The 16,072-nt window shown below is 38.8% G+C and carries 11 protein-coding genes; 6 read left to right on the top strand and 5 right to left on the bottom strand.

The window, feature by feature from the left end:
* Positions 1-42: 42 nt before the first annotated feature.
* A complete protein-coding gene (locus tag NEOC84_RS03955) occupies positions 43-1,473 on the bottom strand; it encodes a transposase (RefSeq protein ID WP_166155497.1) in 1,431 nt (476 codons plus the stop codon).
* 483 nt (positions 1,474-1,956) lie between these two features.
* Here NEOC84_RS03955 and NEOC84_RS03950 point away from each other — a divergent pair, with 483 nt between their 5' ends.
* Entirely contained in the window at positions 1,957-4,077 is a 2,121-nt protein-coding gene (locus tag NEOC84_RS03950) for a hypothetical protein (RefSeq protein WP_166155495.1), read from the top strand.
* A gap of 223 nt (positions 4,078-4,300) precedes the next feature.
* On the opposite strand, the gene NEOC84_RS03945 is transcribed toward NEOC84_RS03950, so the two are convergent.
* A complete protein-coding gene (locus NEOC84_RS03945; protein ID WP_166155493.1) occupies positions 4,301-5,539 on the bottom strand; it encodes an isopenicillin N synthase family oxygenase in 1,239 nt (412 codons plus the stop codon).
* A 667-nt stretch (positions 5,540-6,206) separates the two neighbouring features.
* Here NEOC84_RS03945 and asd point away from each other — a divergent pair.
* From asd to NEOC84_RS03925, 4 genes are all read left to right on the top strand, one after another.
* Positions 6,207-7,283, top strand: coding sequence for an aspartate-semialdehyde dehydrogenase (asd, locus tag NEOC84_RS03940; protein ID WP_166155491.1), 1,077 nt, complete (start codon positions 6,207-6,209; stop codon positions 7,281-7,283).
* A gap of 4 nt (positions 7,284-7,287) precedes the next feature.
* Entirely contained in the window at positions 7,288-8,472 is a 1,185-nt protein-coding gene (locus NEOC84_RS03935; protein WP_166155489.1) for an LL-diaminopimelate aminotransferase, read from the top strand.
* Between the two features lie 648 nt (positions 8,473-9,120).
* A complete protein-coding gene (locus tag NEOC84_RS03930) occupies positions 9,121-10,248 on the top strand; it encodes a branched-chain amino acid transport system II carrier protein (RefSeq protein WP_166155487.1) in 1,128 nt (375 codons plus the stop codon).
* A gap of 768 nt (positions 10,249-11,016) precedes the next feature.
* A complete protein-coding gene (locus NEOC84_RS03925) occupies positions 11,017-11,544 on the top strand; it encodes a hypothetical protein (protein ID WP_166155485.1) in 528 nt (175 codons plus the stop codon).
* An 850-nt stretch (positions 11,545-12,394) separates the two neighbouring features.
* Here the strand turns inward: NEOC84_RS03925 and NEOC84_RS03920 are convergent.
* Positions 12,395-12,652 carry a hypothetical protein gene (locus tag NEOC84_RS03920; protein ID WP_166155483.1) on the bottom strand — a complete coding sequence of 86 codons (258 nt, stop codon included), beginning with the start codon at positions 12,650-12,652 and terminating at the stop codon, positions 12,395-12,397.
* Positions 12,653-12,935: 283 nt separating this feature from the next.
* Between NEOC84_RS03920 and NEOC84_RS03915 the strand changes: the two genes are divergently transcribed.
* Positions 12,936-13,547 carry a hypothetical protein gene (locus tag NEOC84_RS03915; RefSeq protein ID WP_166155481.1) on the top strand — a complete coding sequence of 204 codons (612 nt, stop codon included), beginning with the start codon at positions 12,936-12,938 and terminating at the stop codon, positions 13,545-13,547.
* Between the two features lie 288 nt (positions 13,548-13,835).
* Here the strand turns inward: NEOC84_RS03915 and NEOC84_RS03910 are convergent, their stop codons facing one another.
* Both NEOC84_RS03910 and NEOC84_RS03905 read right to left on the bottom strand, forming a co-directional pair.
* Entirely contained in the window at positions 13,836-14,537 is a 702-nt protein-coding gene (locus NEOC84_RS03910) for a class I SAM-dependent methyltransferase (RefSeq protein WP_166155479.1), read from the bottom strand.
* A gap of 75 nt (positions 14,538-14,612) precedes the next feature.
* Positions 14,613-16,067, bottom strand: coding sequence for a magnesium transporter (locus tag NEOC84_RS03905; protein WP_166155550.1), 1,455 nt, complete (start codon positions 16,065-16,067; stop codon positions 14,613-14,615).
* Positions 16,068-16,072 lie beyond the last annotated feature (5 nt).

Below are 16,072 nucleotides of genomic sequence, written 5' to 3'. Positions count from 1 at the left end.
CCAACCTTGCTACGTAAGCGGTCACGGGATATAAAAGGTTTTTTAGATAACAGAAGGCATGGGTTGCTTGGTACGAGCGGCATATATAGCGTCTGCTAGAAAATCTAGAATAGATTTTCCTTGTCGATAAAGAGTTTCGATACAGCTATGTAGTACTTCCCTCCATCTTTTGCCATAGGTAGACTGGCTGCCTAGACATAACTTACGTACAATGACTAGATTTCTTAAAGATTCTTCGGCAGCATTATTGGTCATAGGAATAGTAGGATCTGTTAAGTAAGCACGGAAATGTTTGATCTGTTTTAAAAGCTTGTGACAAAACTTCCGTAATTTCTTAATGCTACCCCAGCGCTCCAGCTCTTGTAATTCTTCTTGTATATAACGCCAGCTAAGATACCCATACTGCTGCCAAGTAGACTGGCTGATTTGTCCTTTTTCTAGGCGATGCTTATCTTTAAAAAGCTCTTGCAAGGTATCATATAGGGCTCCTAAACGCTGGGTATCCTCTAAAGATATATTGGGCTGTTCTGCTTGCCCTTGTATATTACGGAGTAGATGAGCTAGACAATACTGTTTGATCTTCACCTTAATTTGATGGATAGCTAAACCTCGATCACTCACTAAGCAATGAATCTGCTGGCCGACTAATGCCTTTAGAGTAGCACCATTTTGATAAGGTCTTAATGCATAAGCAATCACATTTCCTACACGTAATACTAGCAAATGTTCGTTAGTGGCGGCGTGGCGCCAGTTCGTTGCATCTATATGCAAAGGTTGCTGGGTAGTAGTAGCTGCTTTAACAAGTGTTTCATAAGACGAAAAAAGTAAAGCAGCGGTGCGAGCTTTAACTTTAGAAATAAAACCTTGGCTTAAAGCCACGTGAGGCAGTAAGGCACTAATCATGGTGCGCACCGCACGATGGCCTTGACGATATTGTCCCATCAGCAGATTAATAAAGCCTTCCAGCCTAGGGCCAAGTAAGAATTGCTCATTTTCTGTAAGTTCAGGTCTTGTTTCTAGATGGCAGCAAGGGCATCTGCTCGTTACTAAATCTATTTGATGCACCAAAGGCTTAATTTCAGGAAGCTCGATCTGCTGCCAGGAAAAAACCTTATCAGTGGCATGCATAGCAGAGTGACAATGGGGGCAAGCTTTTACACTACGAACTTCATGCGAGGTAACTGCGCTAGCAGGTAGGAGTTGACGGCTAGCACCAGGATGATAAGGTCGTTTTTCTGTTTTTGGAGTAGTTGAACGATTAGCTTTTTGATCAGTAGATGGTGGCTTGGAGCTATTCTTGGAATTTTGATTAAGCTGTGCCTCTAGCTGGGCAATGCGTGCTTCAAGCTTGGTGATTACCTTTTCTAGTCTATTCACTAAAGCTTTTAGCTGCGTATTTTCAGCTCGAAGCTGGATAATCTCAGCCCTTAGCTCTGCGTTCTCTTTAAATAGTTGCTCGTATGAGAGTTGCATACTACTCAATATATGATTAAGTAAATATAAACTCTAGAAATTATTTTATTTATCACAAAGTAATTGATAACCCCCGTGACCGCTTACATTCTCTCTTAAAGTTGTCTTTTTACTTTGAAAAAGCTTTCTTTACGCAAAAGCACTGCTTATACTTATAAAATTAACCGCCTAACTATGAGAGATTTAATTCAAAAGAAGAAAGAAAAGGTTGCCATTAAAGATAAAAGGTTAGCACTTTTGTTTCTCTTTGCCTCTTACTTTATTGACAGGCTATAAACACAATATTCACAAAAAATGGTGCTAAAAGTAAAGCATTTATGTAAATTGGCGTACAAAGAACGTACTTAAAAATTTTAGCCTCCTTTCTGCTCTATCTTTCGCGCTCTAAAATCTTTTTAGCATTTGCTCGCAATTTTTTATAGAAGCTGTGAGATTGACTAATTTTAGACAGGTTCATATGATCAGCCTTCTGCTAGGAGATGTATGAATAGCCAATTATTTCTCGAAACAAAATATTTAGATTTAGTCACTCCGGATGGCATAATTACACATTTAGGGCCTATCCATGAAAACACTAGAATAGCAACAGTTTTTATTAGTCAAATACCTTCACTCTTTGTTGGATTTGAGATAGATTTAAATCATCTTTTCTTTAATATCAAAAGCACGCTGGCACAATTAGGAGTGAATGGCATAGGCATCGAATATCAATTAGATAAGCAAAATAGCTGTGCTGAAGTTAAAGTTCATCTTTCCGCCCTAGGAAGGGTAGGTGCGGAAATGCTTAAACACATTGAAGTGGGAGCAGCAATTGGTCGCCTTTTTGCTGCGGATGAGCGCCGTCGCGTGCGTGATCCTGATTATCTCTTTCGCATGTTTGGGCGCTCTGATCGATGGGGAAGGCCTCTACTTTCGCTAGGAGGATTACATGGAAGTGATAATTTAATCCTCGATAAAGTAGATGGGCGGACGGTAGCCTACCTATCCTTACTAAAAGGGCGAGGTGGATATGCCTCGACCATTCATGGTTTCCTTCCTACCGTCGCAAAAGCATTAACATCCTCGCTTAGTATGCGGGAAATCTTAAAACTTCACCAAGAATGGGAGCTAGATCAGCCCCGAGAGGTAAACAAAAATGAGCTTTTACTTGTTCGTACTTTACCCTTACATATTAGAACAGTTTTCGGCCATGTAGCCCAAGAACTTCTTTCTACGGAAGTCCAGCACACGACAGCTTCGGTTCTCCAACCTGATACCTATGCTTCAGGTGACATCTATGAGCTGTATGGCAGTAGCCAAAGAGAGATTACCGATATTCCTCTAGAATTTTATACTTTAGAACCTTATCGTGAGCATGTATATTTTTCTGATCGCGATCAATTACAGGCTTGTCTAGAAGATACTAGCGTGCTTTTTGAAGCTTTTAAAACAGCACCTGAACCTATAGAAAATCGTGCGGCAGTGTTTGTGGTAAAAGGAGAGCAATTTCTCAATCTAAAACCGGAAGCCTGGATTACGCGCACGTCACGTTTTCAAGAATTTCCCAAATGGGGCCATGGAACTAGGAAAGCACTCATGGTCGAACGTTTCATTAAGCAGCAGCCCTCTTATCCCTTTTTAAAAGCTATCGATGATTCTAACATTACGAGCCAAGGTATCCTCCTTACCCGTTATTTTCCCTCTCCTTTCATGAAGCGTATGCTATTAAGCGATCAAGTGCAAAGATGCCTTAAAGGGATATATTTTCAATATGCCTCCCAATCACATCTAGGCTTTTTCTCTGCAGAAGATCGTGCTCTTTTACATGACCTGGACAAGTTTGCCATCCCTGTGTTTTGGGTAGATGAAACTAGCCATAAGGTTCTACAATTCGTGCAAAAGCCTGGCTATGACTCGGGACTCTTCGTTCCTCTGGGAAAAATCGAAGCTTTTCTAAATTCTACAGTATTCGGCATTTATGGCTCTAACCTACTCGAAGGAAATTTTGAAACTGAGTTAAGAAAACTTCTAAAAGGCGTCATAGAGATGCGCCAAGAAATGAATCATCCTTTGCTAAAAAAAGATACACCTCTTGCTTTAATTACGGGCGGCGGGCCTGGGGCTATGGAGGTAGGAAATCGTGTCGCACAAGAATACCAGATGCTTTCTTGTGCTAATATAGTAGATTTTAGAGCAGGCCCTCTGGCAGTAGTCAATGAACAGCGGCAAAATCCTTATATAGACGCTAAAATGACTTATCGCTTAGATAAACTTGTGGAGCGCCAAGCAGAATTTAATCTCGATTTTCCTATCTTTTTAGAAGGTGGAATTGGCACAGATTTTGAATATTCCTTAGAGGAAGTGCGCCGAAAAGTCGGTTCAGTTCCTTCAAATCCTGTGTTGTTATTTGGAGAACCCGCTTATTGGAAGCAAAAAATCACCAGCCGCTTTCAATTAAATTACAACACCGGCACGATCAAGGGCTCTGAGTGGATTACTAATTGCTTTTACTGCATCCAAAATGCCCAACAAGGATTGAAAGTTTATCGCGAATTTTTTCAGAATAAATTAAAAATTGGCAAAACTGGCCCTATTTATGAAGAAGGCTTTTGTATCGTCGAATAAAGGCCTTTCCTCCCAACAATAATGGATTTCACTAGATTTTTTAAACAGCGTTGTTTTAGCTCATCTTCTCACTGGCTTAAAAAAGCAGCTTTAAAAAATTAAAACAAATTTTTTAAGAAAAACCAAAAGGAAATAAGAGGAGCAAACAACTTATTTTCCTGTTTTTACTCATAAGCTTGTGTAAGTTAGCTTTTTCTTTTTTTTATCTTTTAAACTTGAATGATTAAGTCTCTTTTTGTTCATCTGAAAAAATGGAAGGATAAAGGGCAATAAGCTCGTGAGGAGGCATTTTTAATAGGCCTTTTTGGCGTAAATTTTTGACTAGCTCCTCCGAAGGCTCAAGAATAATACGCATTTCTATCAGGCGTACTTCCAAGCATTCTTGGACAGTCATCTCAGGAAAACCTTTCATATATTCTTCTTTTTCTACCTCAGGCATATCAGCTATCACTTGATTTAAACAGCCTACAAAGGGTGTTAAAGAAAAATTAGCAGGCCATGAGAAAAAAAAGCTACTAGCAAAACGTCGCTGCCGCGCATATAGACCTCCTGGATTGATAACTTGATGACGAGAGGCGCGCATCAATCCAGCAGTTTTATAGTATAACTGTTCTCCCGTATTGATCAGGATATAACCTTTAGGAATATTCACATGCTTCCATTCTCCTTCTTGGGTCATGACTTGTAATCCAGGGACTTTAGAAGAAGGAAATAAAGTTAAGACATTCAGGTCTTTGTGCGCACTCGCCCACACTGCTTGAGGATCATCTTCAGCTTTGAGGGCAGGATAATGAACTAACCGCAATAAATGATTTCCACTCCTAGCAGGCGTAAGGATATTTTTTGATGGCTCATTTAAATACTCAGCTAGATATCCCATGAACAAAGTGGCCAACTTGGTAAATTGCTGATGGTAAAGAGACATTATCTCTTGAAATTTTGAGCGATTCGCAGGCCACTCCTTAAAATGGGGAGGGATAGAAAAGGTCTCTTTAAGATCGGGATGGCAAGCTCCTGCAGCTGTCTCTCGCCCTTGGGGAGAAAAGCCTATGGAAGGGTCTTCCTGGCAATCTCTCATTTTATCTTCTAGAGGCTGATTAAAGTATTTTTCCATCTCAAGGTAGGCAGCTTCAATTAAAGGCTGTAGGGCTTCCACCTTAAATGCCACAAACCCTATATTCTTAAGTCCATCGCCAAATTGCTTGATAAGCTCTTTTCTTTTCTCTCCCTGAGCCTGCTCAAAGATACACAGATCAAATAAAGGGATAGGGGCATCATCGATTAAAACTTCCGTATTTACCACTAATCGGGAATCTAAGAATTCGTCGGCTTCACTTTTTTTCGCTAATGAATCCGTAAGGCTACTTTCTTCAGCCACACTTTGCACAACTAAAGAAGGATGAGGTAGATCTACCGGTGGAATGGTAGAGGGATCGCCTTGAAGATGGATGGGAGAGCTCATATTGCCAGCCTTAATAGCTTAAAATTTAGGTTTGTAGTAAATTTTAATAAATAGGCTAATTATTTTTTTCGGTCCTTGTCAACTACTTTTTCTTAACAATCATGCTGATATCCCACATACAGATCCTATTAGTAAGCATCAGTTTTGGCACTTGAGGGTGAAATATGTTAGAATCTGTAAATTAGAAAAGCCGTTCTATTATCTGTCTGAGGCATTTCAAAAATTTTTTTATTTTTTAACCTTGTTTTTCAATAGCAAAATTGCCTAAAGATAAGTAAACCCTTACTTTCAAGTCTAAAACATGAACATGTTTGCTTATGTTACTTAGTTAATTTACAAGGAACACTAGACCTAGACGAGGGGTAAGCGACCACGAGGTAGACCCAGCTTAAGGGTTTCTGAGAACATCTGCAAAATAAAAAATGCTTGCAAATAGCTGTCTTTTCTATTTATTGGACTTTCTGATTAACATTATTTTCTTAGCATCAAGGCCTTAGTTAATCCTCCCCTTTTCGATCGCTTACGACGAAGGAGAGAAATTCATTGAAATTCACTTCTTCACTCATCTAATTTAAATATAGTCTTGTGACCAAAAAAGTCTATTCTCATATTTCTAAAAATAGCCCTATTGTTTATAATTTCTCCTATTCACTTTAGGAAAACTTATATGAAAAAAATTCCTGTAGGCATTTTAGGTGCAACAGGTATGGTTGGCCAGCAATATCTACAATTACTGTCTAAGCACCCCTGGTTTGAAGTGGTTTTCCTAGCTTCATCCAAGCAGTCGGCTGGTAAAAGCTATGCAGAAGCAGTTCAGAATCGCTGGCTTCCTAATACGCCTCTTAGCGAAACACACGGAAAGCTTCCCGTCTATTCTATAGAGAATATTGAGCAATGCAAACGCAATTGTAGCCTCGTTTTTTCAGCTGTTGCCTCTCCTATTGCTAAGCTATATGAAGAGAGTTATGCGGCGGCTGGCTTACCGGTTATGTCTAATGCTTCTTATCACCGTAACACTCCTGATGTTCCCATTCTAATCCCGGAAATCAATGCTCATCATCTAAGCATGATTAGAAAACAGCAAAAGAATCGAGGTTGGGGGCAAGGCTGCATTGTTGTCAAACCGAATTGCTCCCTTCAAAGCTATATGATTCCTTTACAACCTTTACATCAAAAGTTCCAGGTTAAAAAACTAATGGTGACTACCCTGCAAGCCGTAAGTGGAGCTGGATATCCAGGGGTCCCATCCTATGCTATCCAAGATAATATTATTCCTTATATTGAAGGCGAAGAACAAAAATCTGAAAGCGAGCCTTTAAAAATCTGGGGAAACATTCAAGAGGATAAGATTGTCAATGCTTTAGGTATTTCGCTCTCTATAACCTGTAATCGCGTTCCAGTATTAGATGGTCATATGGCATGCGTTGCAGTAGAATTTGCTACTAAACCCTCCTTAGAAGATATTTTACAAGCTTGGCAGGCTTTTAAAGGGGCCCCTCAGGAGCTTCATCTACCCTCTGCTCCCCTTTGTCCTCTTGTTTATCATGATGAGAAAGATCGGCCTCAGCCGCGTTTAGATAGACTTGAAGGCAATGGAATGTCTGTAGTAGCAGGACGCTTAAGAGAATGCCCTCTTTTCCATTACCGTTTTACAGCTCTTTCTCACAACACGATTCGAGGAGCAGCTGGCGGTGGAATCTTAACTGCCGAGCTAATCTATCAACAAGGTTATATAAGAAGCTGATGATATGATAAAAAGAAACGCTAATTTGGCAAAGCTTAGTAACGGATATTTATTTCCTGAAATCCAGAAACGTAAGCTTAAATTTATTTCTGATCATCCTCAAGCAGAGGTGATCAGCCTAGGAATTGGTGATACAACAGAGCCCATTCCTTCTTCTATTGCCCATGCCATGTCCCAAGAAGCTATAAAATTGGGAACCATTCAAGGTTATAGTGGCTATGGGCCTGAGCAAGGACTTAATGAGCTTCGCGAGCGTATTGCTTCCCAACTTTATTTTAATCGCATTTCCTCTTCGGAGGTATTTGTTTCTGATGGTGCCAAGTGCGATATAGGCCGCCTTCAGATGCTTTTAGGAAAACATGTATCGGTAGCTATTCAAGATCCAGCTTATCCTGTTTATGTAGATGGCAGTATTATCCAAGGAGTAAGTAATATTGTTTACATGCCTTGTGCTCCTGAGAATAATTTTTTTCCCGACTTAGAAAGAACGCCTCGCACAGACATCATTTACTTTTGTTCCCCCAATAACCCTACAGGAGCTGTAGCTACAAAAGATCAATTAACCAGATTAGTTGACTTTGCAAAAAGCAATCAAACGATTATCTTATTTGATTCTGCCTATGCCAACTTTATACAAGACTCTTCTTTACCCAAATCTATCTTTGAAATCCCAGGCGCAAAAGAAGTGGCCATCGAAGTAAGCTCTTTTTCTAAGCTTGCAGGCTTCACTGGGGTACGCCTTGGCTGGACCATCATTCCGCAAGCCTTAAAATATGAAGATGGGACCCCAGTAAATGTAGATTGGCAACGCCTGACTACTACTATTTTCAATGGAGCCTCTAATATAGCTCAGCGCGGTGGGATGGCCGTTCTTGAAGATAGAGGTCTCCAAGAAGTGAAGAAAACCTGCCAGCTTTACCTGGAAAATGCTCAGCTCATCAAAACAGCTCTTGAGCAGCAAGGGTGGGAAGTGTATGGCGGGACTAACGCCCCTTACCTGTGGGTACGGTTTAAAAATCGCAAATCTTGGGAGGTTTTTCAAGCTTTACTTGAAAACTATCATATCATTACCACACCTGGCTCAGGCTTTGGCCCCTCAGGAGAAGGATTTATACGTTTTACAGCTTTTGGAGCACGCAATAATATTATGTTAGCTATAGATAGATTAAAAAAGCCGTTTGTATGCTAAATGAGTCTCTTTTGTATCTTTAAAGTTAGCAAAACATTGCGCCTCTTTATTCATAGCGGGTTTGGACCAGCTTATTTAAGAGAATGGGTGGCAAGGCCGTATGCTAGCCTTTCTCTGCGATAGGAATAAAATACTTTTTATATTACTGCTCTCTTTGCCTTTAGCCTGGAGCAAGCTATACTTGCTTTTTTATTTAATATTTTTAGCAAATAAGTTATAGATAATATTTCATTTTTCCTTAAATTTCTCGCCATCCATGGGCTCAGGCTAGCCCTTCCTCCCAGTAGTTTCCTTCCAGCATTTGCACTCCTATCTGCTCTTACAGCAAGCTTAAGAGAATCATGCCTATATTTTACTCCTCTTTTATACGATCCTTTAAACAGCAACACTTTAGAAAAACAAAGATAATGAAAGAACATAAATATTGCTTGACTTAATAGCTTATTAACAACTATCCTTGCTTTTATGAAAAATCTTATCTTATCTTGTTTGGTTTCTACTGAACTATTTTTATCGAGTGTCTCAGCGGTGCGCTGCGCGCACATCTAACTTTTCTTATCTATCTTTATTGTCGATCGAAAAAAATAATAAAAAATCATATCCCTTTAATTTTTTCATAGAGGGACCATTTTATAGGGAGCTAAAACGGTGAGAATATCTCTTCATCTTAAAACTATAGCGACAGGCCTTGCGATGTTTTCCATGTTTTTCGGCGCAGGCAATGTGATCTTTCCGCTTGCTATCGGCCATTATGCTCAAGACAAAACATTTTTCGCTATTTTAGGTTTACTAATCACGGCTGTGCTTGTACCTTTTGGGGGATTATTCGCCATGCTCCTTTTCGAGGGAGATCATAAACGTTATTTTGCAGTTTTAGGAAAGTTTCCAGGGTTTTTAATAGCTTTGTTTATCATTACCTTATTAGGACCTTTAGGTTCACTGCCCCGTTGCATTGCTCTAGCCTCCTCTACAATAAAAATGTCTGTAGGAGATTTCTCTCCTGTAGCATTTAACGCGCTTGCCTGTGGGCTTATCTTTTTCTTTACTTATCAAAAAAGATATATCATGGAATGGTTAGGATGGGTTTTAACGCCTCTATTATTAGGGTCTTTAGCTTATATTATCATTAAAGGGCTGCTAACTGCTGAAATGTCTTCCTTATCCCCTCAAAAGCAGCACTCTTTAACAGTGTTTTTAGAAGGGCTAAAAGAAGGTTATAATACCATGGATTTGCTTGCAGCTTTGTTCTTTTCTTCCATCATTTTTAATTCCTTAAAAAACACACTTACCTTTTATCCTCAAGAAAATCTAGTGAAAATTGGCTTAAAATCTTGTACGCTAGGTGCTTTTCTCTTAGCCATTACTTATATAGGCTTTAGTTATATTGCCTCTTTTCATAGCGCCACACTAAAAGTAGAAAGCGTCGAGCAGCTATTGGGAGTCATTACGATGAAGATAATAGGCCCTTCGGCAGGCATTTGGGTATGCTCAACCATTGCGTTGGCTTGCCTAACTACCGCCATTGCTCTCTCGAATGCATTTGCAGACTTTATTAGCCATACAGTTTTTCAGAACAGAATTAGCTACAAAACAGCATTAATAGGTACCCTTCTTGCTACATTCATTGTAGCCAATCTGCAATTCGCAGGCATTTCTGCTTTTCTAATCCCTATTTTAAAGGTATGTTATCCTTTTCTTATGCTTTTAACCGTCTATAATATTGTAACGCAGATACTTGCAAGAAAGACGCTAAGTATAGCTCAGGCAAAAGATTAGCCTATATCAAAGGGAGTGATTGAAAAGGAGGACAACTTAATGCCACTTCACATCCTACTGTAAGCTTGCAAGTTAACTCATCAATTTTTTTGGGCGATTAAGCTAAGCAGAGGGCTTTCAGAAATCATAAGCACATGTTATTGTTTCATCGATTAAATTTAAAAAAATCTTAATGAATTGATCCCTTAAGCCTTCTGTGTAAAGCTTTATAAGCCATGAGTGTAATGAATAATCTTTAGAGGTTTTTTAAGTAAACAGTAAACAAGGAGCCACTCCCTTACATTTTATTCTGTTAACGTATGAGCAAAAATGCTTCATTTGTAATTAACCGTTGAGAAATTTAAATCTATAAGAGCATTTTATAAAGTTTTTTCCTTTAATGCTTTTTTAAATTCGATGAGATGGGATACAAAGGGCATGAGGTACTATGCATAAGATGCCATTTAAGCAACAATGTAAGCGGCCACAGGGCAAGCCGAGCTTCAGATGCGATTCTGCGGGCCTCTGCAAAGCCAAAAATGCTTGTAAATAGCTCTTTTTCCTATTTACTGCATTTCCTGATCTACATTATCTTCTGAGCATCAAGATTTTAAGCATTTTTATCCCCCTTGACCGCTTACGCAACAACGCCTTAAGGTAGGCCACTATTTTTTTATCTATTTAAAAGAAACAAATGTATCGTATATAAAAAATCATTTATTAATAAGTTTAACTATTATATCATTTATACAACAATAAGTTAACTATTAAGTAACAAGAGAATAATAAATGGCTAGCGTAACTTTAGCAAATTTTCAATTAATCAATAGTTGGAAACCAGCTTTTAACAGCGTACAATGGAGGGATGGGGGTCCAAAATATTTAATTGATGCAAGTACAGGCCAAAAATATTGGAATGAGCCTAAAAATTCTGTTAGATTTAAATGTTTTCTACTAATTCTGGGTACGCCTTATCGTTCATTCGCTTGCCTCTTTAGTAAATACAGCTTATCGAGTTGCGAAATTAGCTTCTTTTTCCACTTCTGGACAGGCAAACAAGCAGAAAACTCCTATTCCTTTCCAGGAAGATTGAAAGATGCTGGGCAAGATTTATTAAGAGTTGTAATGACCCCTGTTGCTTTGGTTGGCCTGGAATTAGCGGCCATATATGGAATATTTACTCCTTATAATGGTAGAAAACTATATGCAAGTATTGAAAGGGCGCGGTATGGAAAATTCACACTAGCTCCATGCTTTCAACCAGGGCCTACTTGCCATGCTTCTGGAGGAAATCTTCAAAAGCGAGATGCATTTTAAAATTATATAGAGAGATAGGCACACGCAGGAGCAATTGATTACATGCAGAGATGTAAGTTTGAATGCTTTAGTTAGCCAATCGACCCATTTTACCTTTTCTTTTAGGAAATAAAGCCTTGTTTGTTTTGACTAGCACCTCTATAGCTTTAGAAAACTTTATGTTCTGTTAGAAATGCTAATTTGAATTTAAGGGCTAGCATACAGCGTGTTTTGGCGCCCTCAATAATATGCTTAAAAGGCTACCTTACCTTCCCCTTATTTTATCTTACCAAGCTGTTTTATCATGCATCTAAAAAATTGGTATGAAACAAATTATTTAAGATAGCCAGAGAAGAAAAAGAGGGGTAAGTACGAGAGATAGCAGCTCTAGTCATTCATTAAGTTTTGAATAGAAAACTATAAAAGCTCGCGATGAAGTAGCTTACAGCAAAGGAGGCAATCCTTTTAGGTATAAAAAAACACACGATGGCAAGCAATTATTATAGCATTAAGGAAAGATTGTCAAAGGCACTATCCTTTACCCCAAGGCTTTCTTCCTTGGTAAGCATTTACAATTTATTTACTAGAGAAAATCTATCCCTTCGTTTGAGAAAATTACTCCTTATTTAAGAAGAAGCTTCAAGATGAGGCTACTCAGGAAAAGCCCTGATTCTACAGCTACCTGTAGAGATAACCTTTCCGTTAAAATAGTAGAAAATCGGGGGTTCAAAGGTTATGATGAACTCATCGGGAGCAAAGAACGTAATTATCAGGGATATTTTAAGATTCTCTTACGTAGAGGGCACTCTTCATTAATAGCTAATCCTTCAATATGGCGTGAATAAATCCATAGAATTATTAATCAAAAGGCTTATAAGTTAGAGGGGGAAGGGTAATTCCATAGGCAAGCTAGCTCTTGAGGAGCCTCCAAATGAACAGGTTGTTCAGGAATGGCAGGAGGAGTGGACATCATTAAATTTACTTTGTCTATAGCTGCTATGAATAAATTTTGAAGAAAAGCAAAAACTTTATCGGCCCAAGAAACTAATGTTTGGAATGCTTCAGGAAAGTATAAAGCGATGACGTAAAACAATAAACCAAAGAAAATAAAATATAAAATAAATTTCATGCACTCGCTCCCTACTTGATCCTATAAACGCTTTTCGAAAAACTGATTATAAAGTGACTTTTGATTATAAAACAACCTAAAAGCCTACCACCCTAACTATTATTTTAATGCAAACAGCAAGCTTAACGACCTGCATAGACAGTTTCTAATTAATTTTTTCTACCCCCCATTAAATTTTAGAGCCTCCCTCTACAACAATTAAAATTCATCGACTTTTAAAAAGAAATAAACTTAAATGGTCGGTAGCTCATTTGCTATTTACCATTCTATCTAAGGAGGCCACATGCTAAAAAAGCTAATCACCCTTCTATTTCTCTTTGTAGCTTTTAGCAAGCTAACCATTCAAGCTGAAGACATTCCTTCGCAGTTTTATATTAGACAACATTGGATTTCTCTTACCCATACCTTCGATATTCTCTCAAAAGATCAGCCGATGGGGGTTGTGCACCGCAAACATATGAAAGAAGGAGCTTCTCATTATTTGTTTTATGATGTCCATGATAAATTACAAGCAAAAGCTTATATGAGTTTTTTCAATTGGGGAGCCAGTCTTGACATTTATGATGGGGACGAACAATTATTAGGAAAAGTAGAGGAAAAAATTGTTCACTTTTTCCCTATTTTCGAGCTATATCGGGCAGATGGCTATCATGCGGCTACAGCAAAAATCAATCTTTGCGGCACTAAATATACAGTTATCGACCCTGCTACCCATCAAGTGTTTGCCTACCTATGGAGGCATTTTTTTAGCTTAAAAGATGATTGGACGGTGGAGATTCTAGATCCTACTTTGTTCCGCGAACAGGCTATCGATTATCGCCTGCTTATACTGATGCTAACTTTCCAAATTGATCATTATCATTGGCAAAACATGAATCCCAATAGGTCTCTATAATTTTTTTTACCTATTGATCTTCTTAAGTTTTTTTCTCCGCTTTTCTGTTTGATTAAGCCTGCCTTACAAATTATCAAACAGAAGGGGAGAAAAAAAGTATCAGATCCTCTACCCTAAAAGCTTAGTGTTAAAAAACACCTTCGGATAACCTTTAAAGGATTATATACGCGGCAAAAGAATATAGAGAGGGAAAATTTTGGCTAGCTTCTTTAATGAATTAGCAATTTAAATAGCTTTCATGTACGCCAAAGAGGAGTTTTTTGCTATTCTTTCTTTACTTATTGCCAGCTATTTCTTAATTTGAATATAAACGTCCGCCTTACCCCAGGTAAAAGGTGCTGAAAAACGTTTCATAATTTCGAAGATAGGCTCCTCGGTATAGTCAGTTAAAGGATAGCTGACCGTGATAATGCGTGTGCCTGAGGCTAGCTGTTTTAGCTGCTCAATTAACCTTTTGATGGTTTGATCCTCTAAGCAAGTACCATATAGATAGATGACAGAAGCTTTAGTGAGATCTGCTAATAAAAAATCTTCTTGCTTAAATTCTAAACGGGTAATTTTTAATTTATGCTGAATACGCTTAGCGCGAAGAATGAAATCAGGAACCATATCTAAACCTACCACACGGCACCCTGTAAACTTTTGTAGCCAAAAGCAGGTACGGCCACGCCCACACCCTAATTCAATGACAAGATCCTGGGAATGAATACGCGCTTCTTTAGAAATTTTTTCCAAGGTGGTTAGAGGAGTTTCTCCATAAATGTATTCCTCGCTATCTGAACGGCAAGAAAAATAGCGACGGCTGACTGTAAAGGGATTATCAAAAAGATACATAAGAAGAAGTGAGCTATCCACCAAAGCGTAGGAAAGCTTGCGATAATAGCGATAGATGACCTTTGAATATTCTCGAAGATTTTTTACCTTTACTATTAAATTGATGCTAAGCAAAGTAAAATACTCTTTCACATCTTTTCCTTCAATTTTAGGCATAATTTTTCTTCCCTAAGGCATCTTTAAGTTTGTAAATTTAGAAGCTGTGACCACTTATCAAAGTTTGTTTTTCCTTTAAGTAATGAAAGCATACACTAAGCGAGCAAAGAGAAAAAAGATTAAAGTGGATAACACATCATTGAAAGCTGTGACGATAGGTCCTGAAGCAACGGCAGGATCGATGCCAAACCGCACAAAGAAGAAGGGCGAAAAAGATCCTAGCATTGTGGCCGCTAAGCAGGCTCCAAACACCCCACAGGAGACTGTAATCCCTAACGATAAAGGATCAGCTTGAAGATGGTGCACGCCAAAATAATTAAGCAGATAGACTACAGTTCCACAAATTAAACCAAATACTAATCCAATCAGTAAGCCGATAGCAAGCTCGCGGCTAATAGCTTCACCTTTATACCCAGGAGAAATATCCCCTGTTGACAAACCCCTTACGAGGATCGTGCTACACTGAATTCCTACATTTCCCGACATACCCGTAATAAGAGGCACAAAAAAAGGTAGCAAAGCAAACCAAGAACGATCATAAAAGTGAGACATGACCCCGGTAGAGACTAGACCTGCACATAGGGTCACCATCAGCCAAGGAGCTCTTCCTAGAAACCTTTTTAAAATAGGTTCATATTCACTATAATCTTCGGCCGTACCAGCAATATTAGCAATCGTTTCATCAGCGATATCTTCCATCGCTTCTACTACACTTTCATAAGTAATCACCCCTCTTAAATGCTCATTTTCATCCACCACAGGCAAGGCAGGAATTTTATAGCGCTCGACGACATCTACCACTTCATCACGCGAAACATCTACAGTGACTTTCTGCAAAATTGGACGCATGATCTGGCGCAAAGGCAGATAATGAGGATTTACAATAAGATTTCGACCCGGTACATAAGCCACCAGCTGGCCCTCATCATTCAAAACAAAAATTCGGCGTGTCAACTCTATCCCGGGATTATCACGAATATAAGCGGACACTTCCCCTATAGTGGTATTCATATGGAAAGCAAAAAACTCGTCTGTCATTAAGCGACCTGCACTATGTCGGTCATGCTTTTGAAGCTCTTTAATGCGTTGCGCTTTTTTGGGTTCTAAAAGATCAAAGACTCTTCTCATTCTTCGATCAGACATATCGTCTAAGATCCAGACTGCTTCGTCAGGAGGCATCTTTTCTATCAAACTTTTGATTTCGCTATCATCAATCTGCCGAAAGATGGCAGAGCGTGTAGAGCTGCTCGTATTGATCATGAAGATGATCTTGGCATTCAAATCCGGAAGATTTTCATAGACAATTACACGCGCCTGAGGAGGCAAACGGGTTACGGCATGGGCCATATCAATGGGATCATGCTGACTAGCAATTTTAGCTACATCATGCAAAACAATATCAGAGGTATGCTGATGAAAAGCATCTTCAAGCTTTTCATTTAATACATCATCGAGATGGCTTCTTTTTGAGTCTAATAAGCTAAATGTATAGCCATGTTCTTCGTCATTATCTTCTTTTTTATTATGAATTGTAG

The sequence above is a fragment of the Neochlamydia sp. AcF84 genome (genome assembly GCF_011087585.1).
Classification (GTDB): Bacteria; Chlamydiota; Chlamydiia; order Chlamydiales; family Parachlamydiaceae; genus Neochlamydia.
The sequence above is the reverse complement of the archived record's forward strand: the minus strand, read 5'-3'. Positions and strand labels throughout refer to the sequence as shown.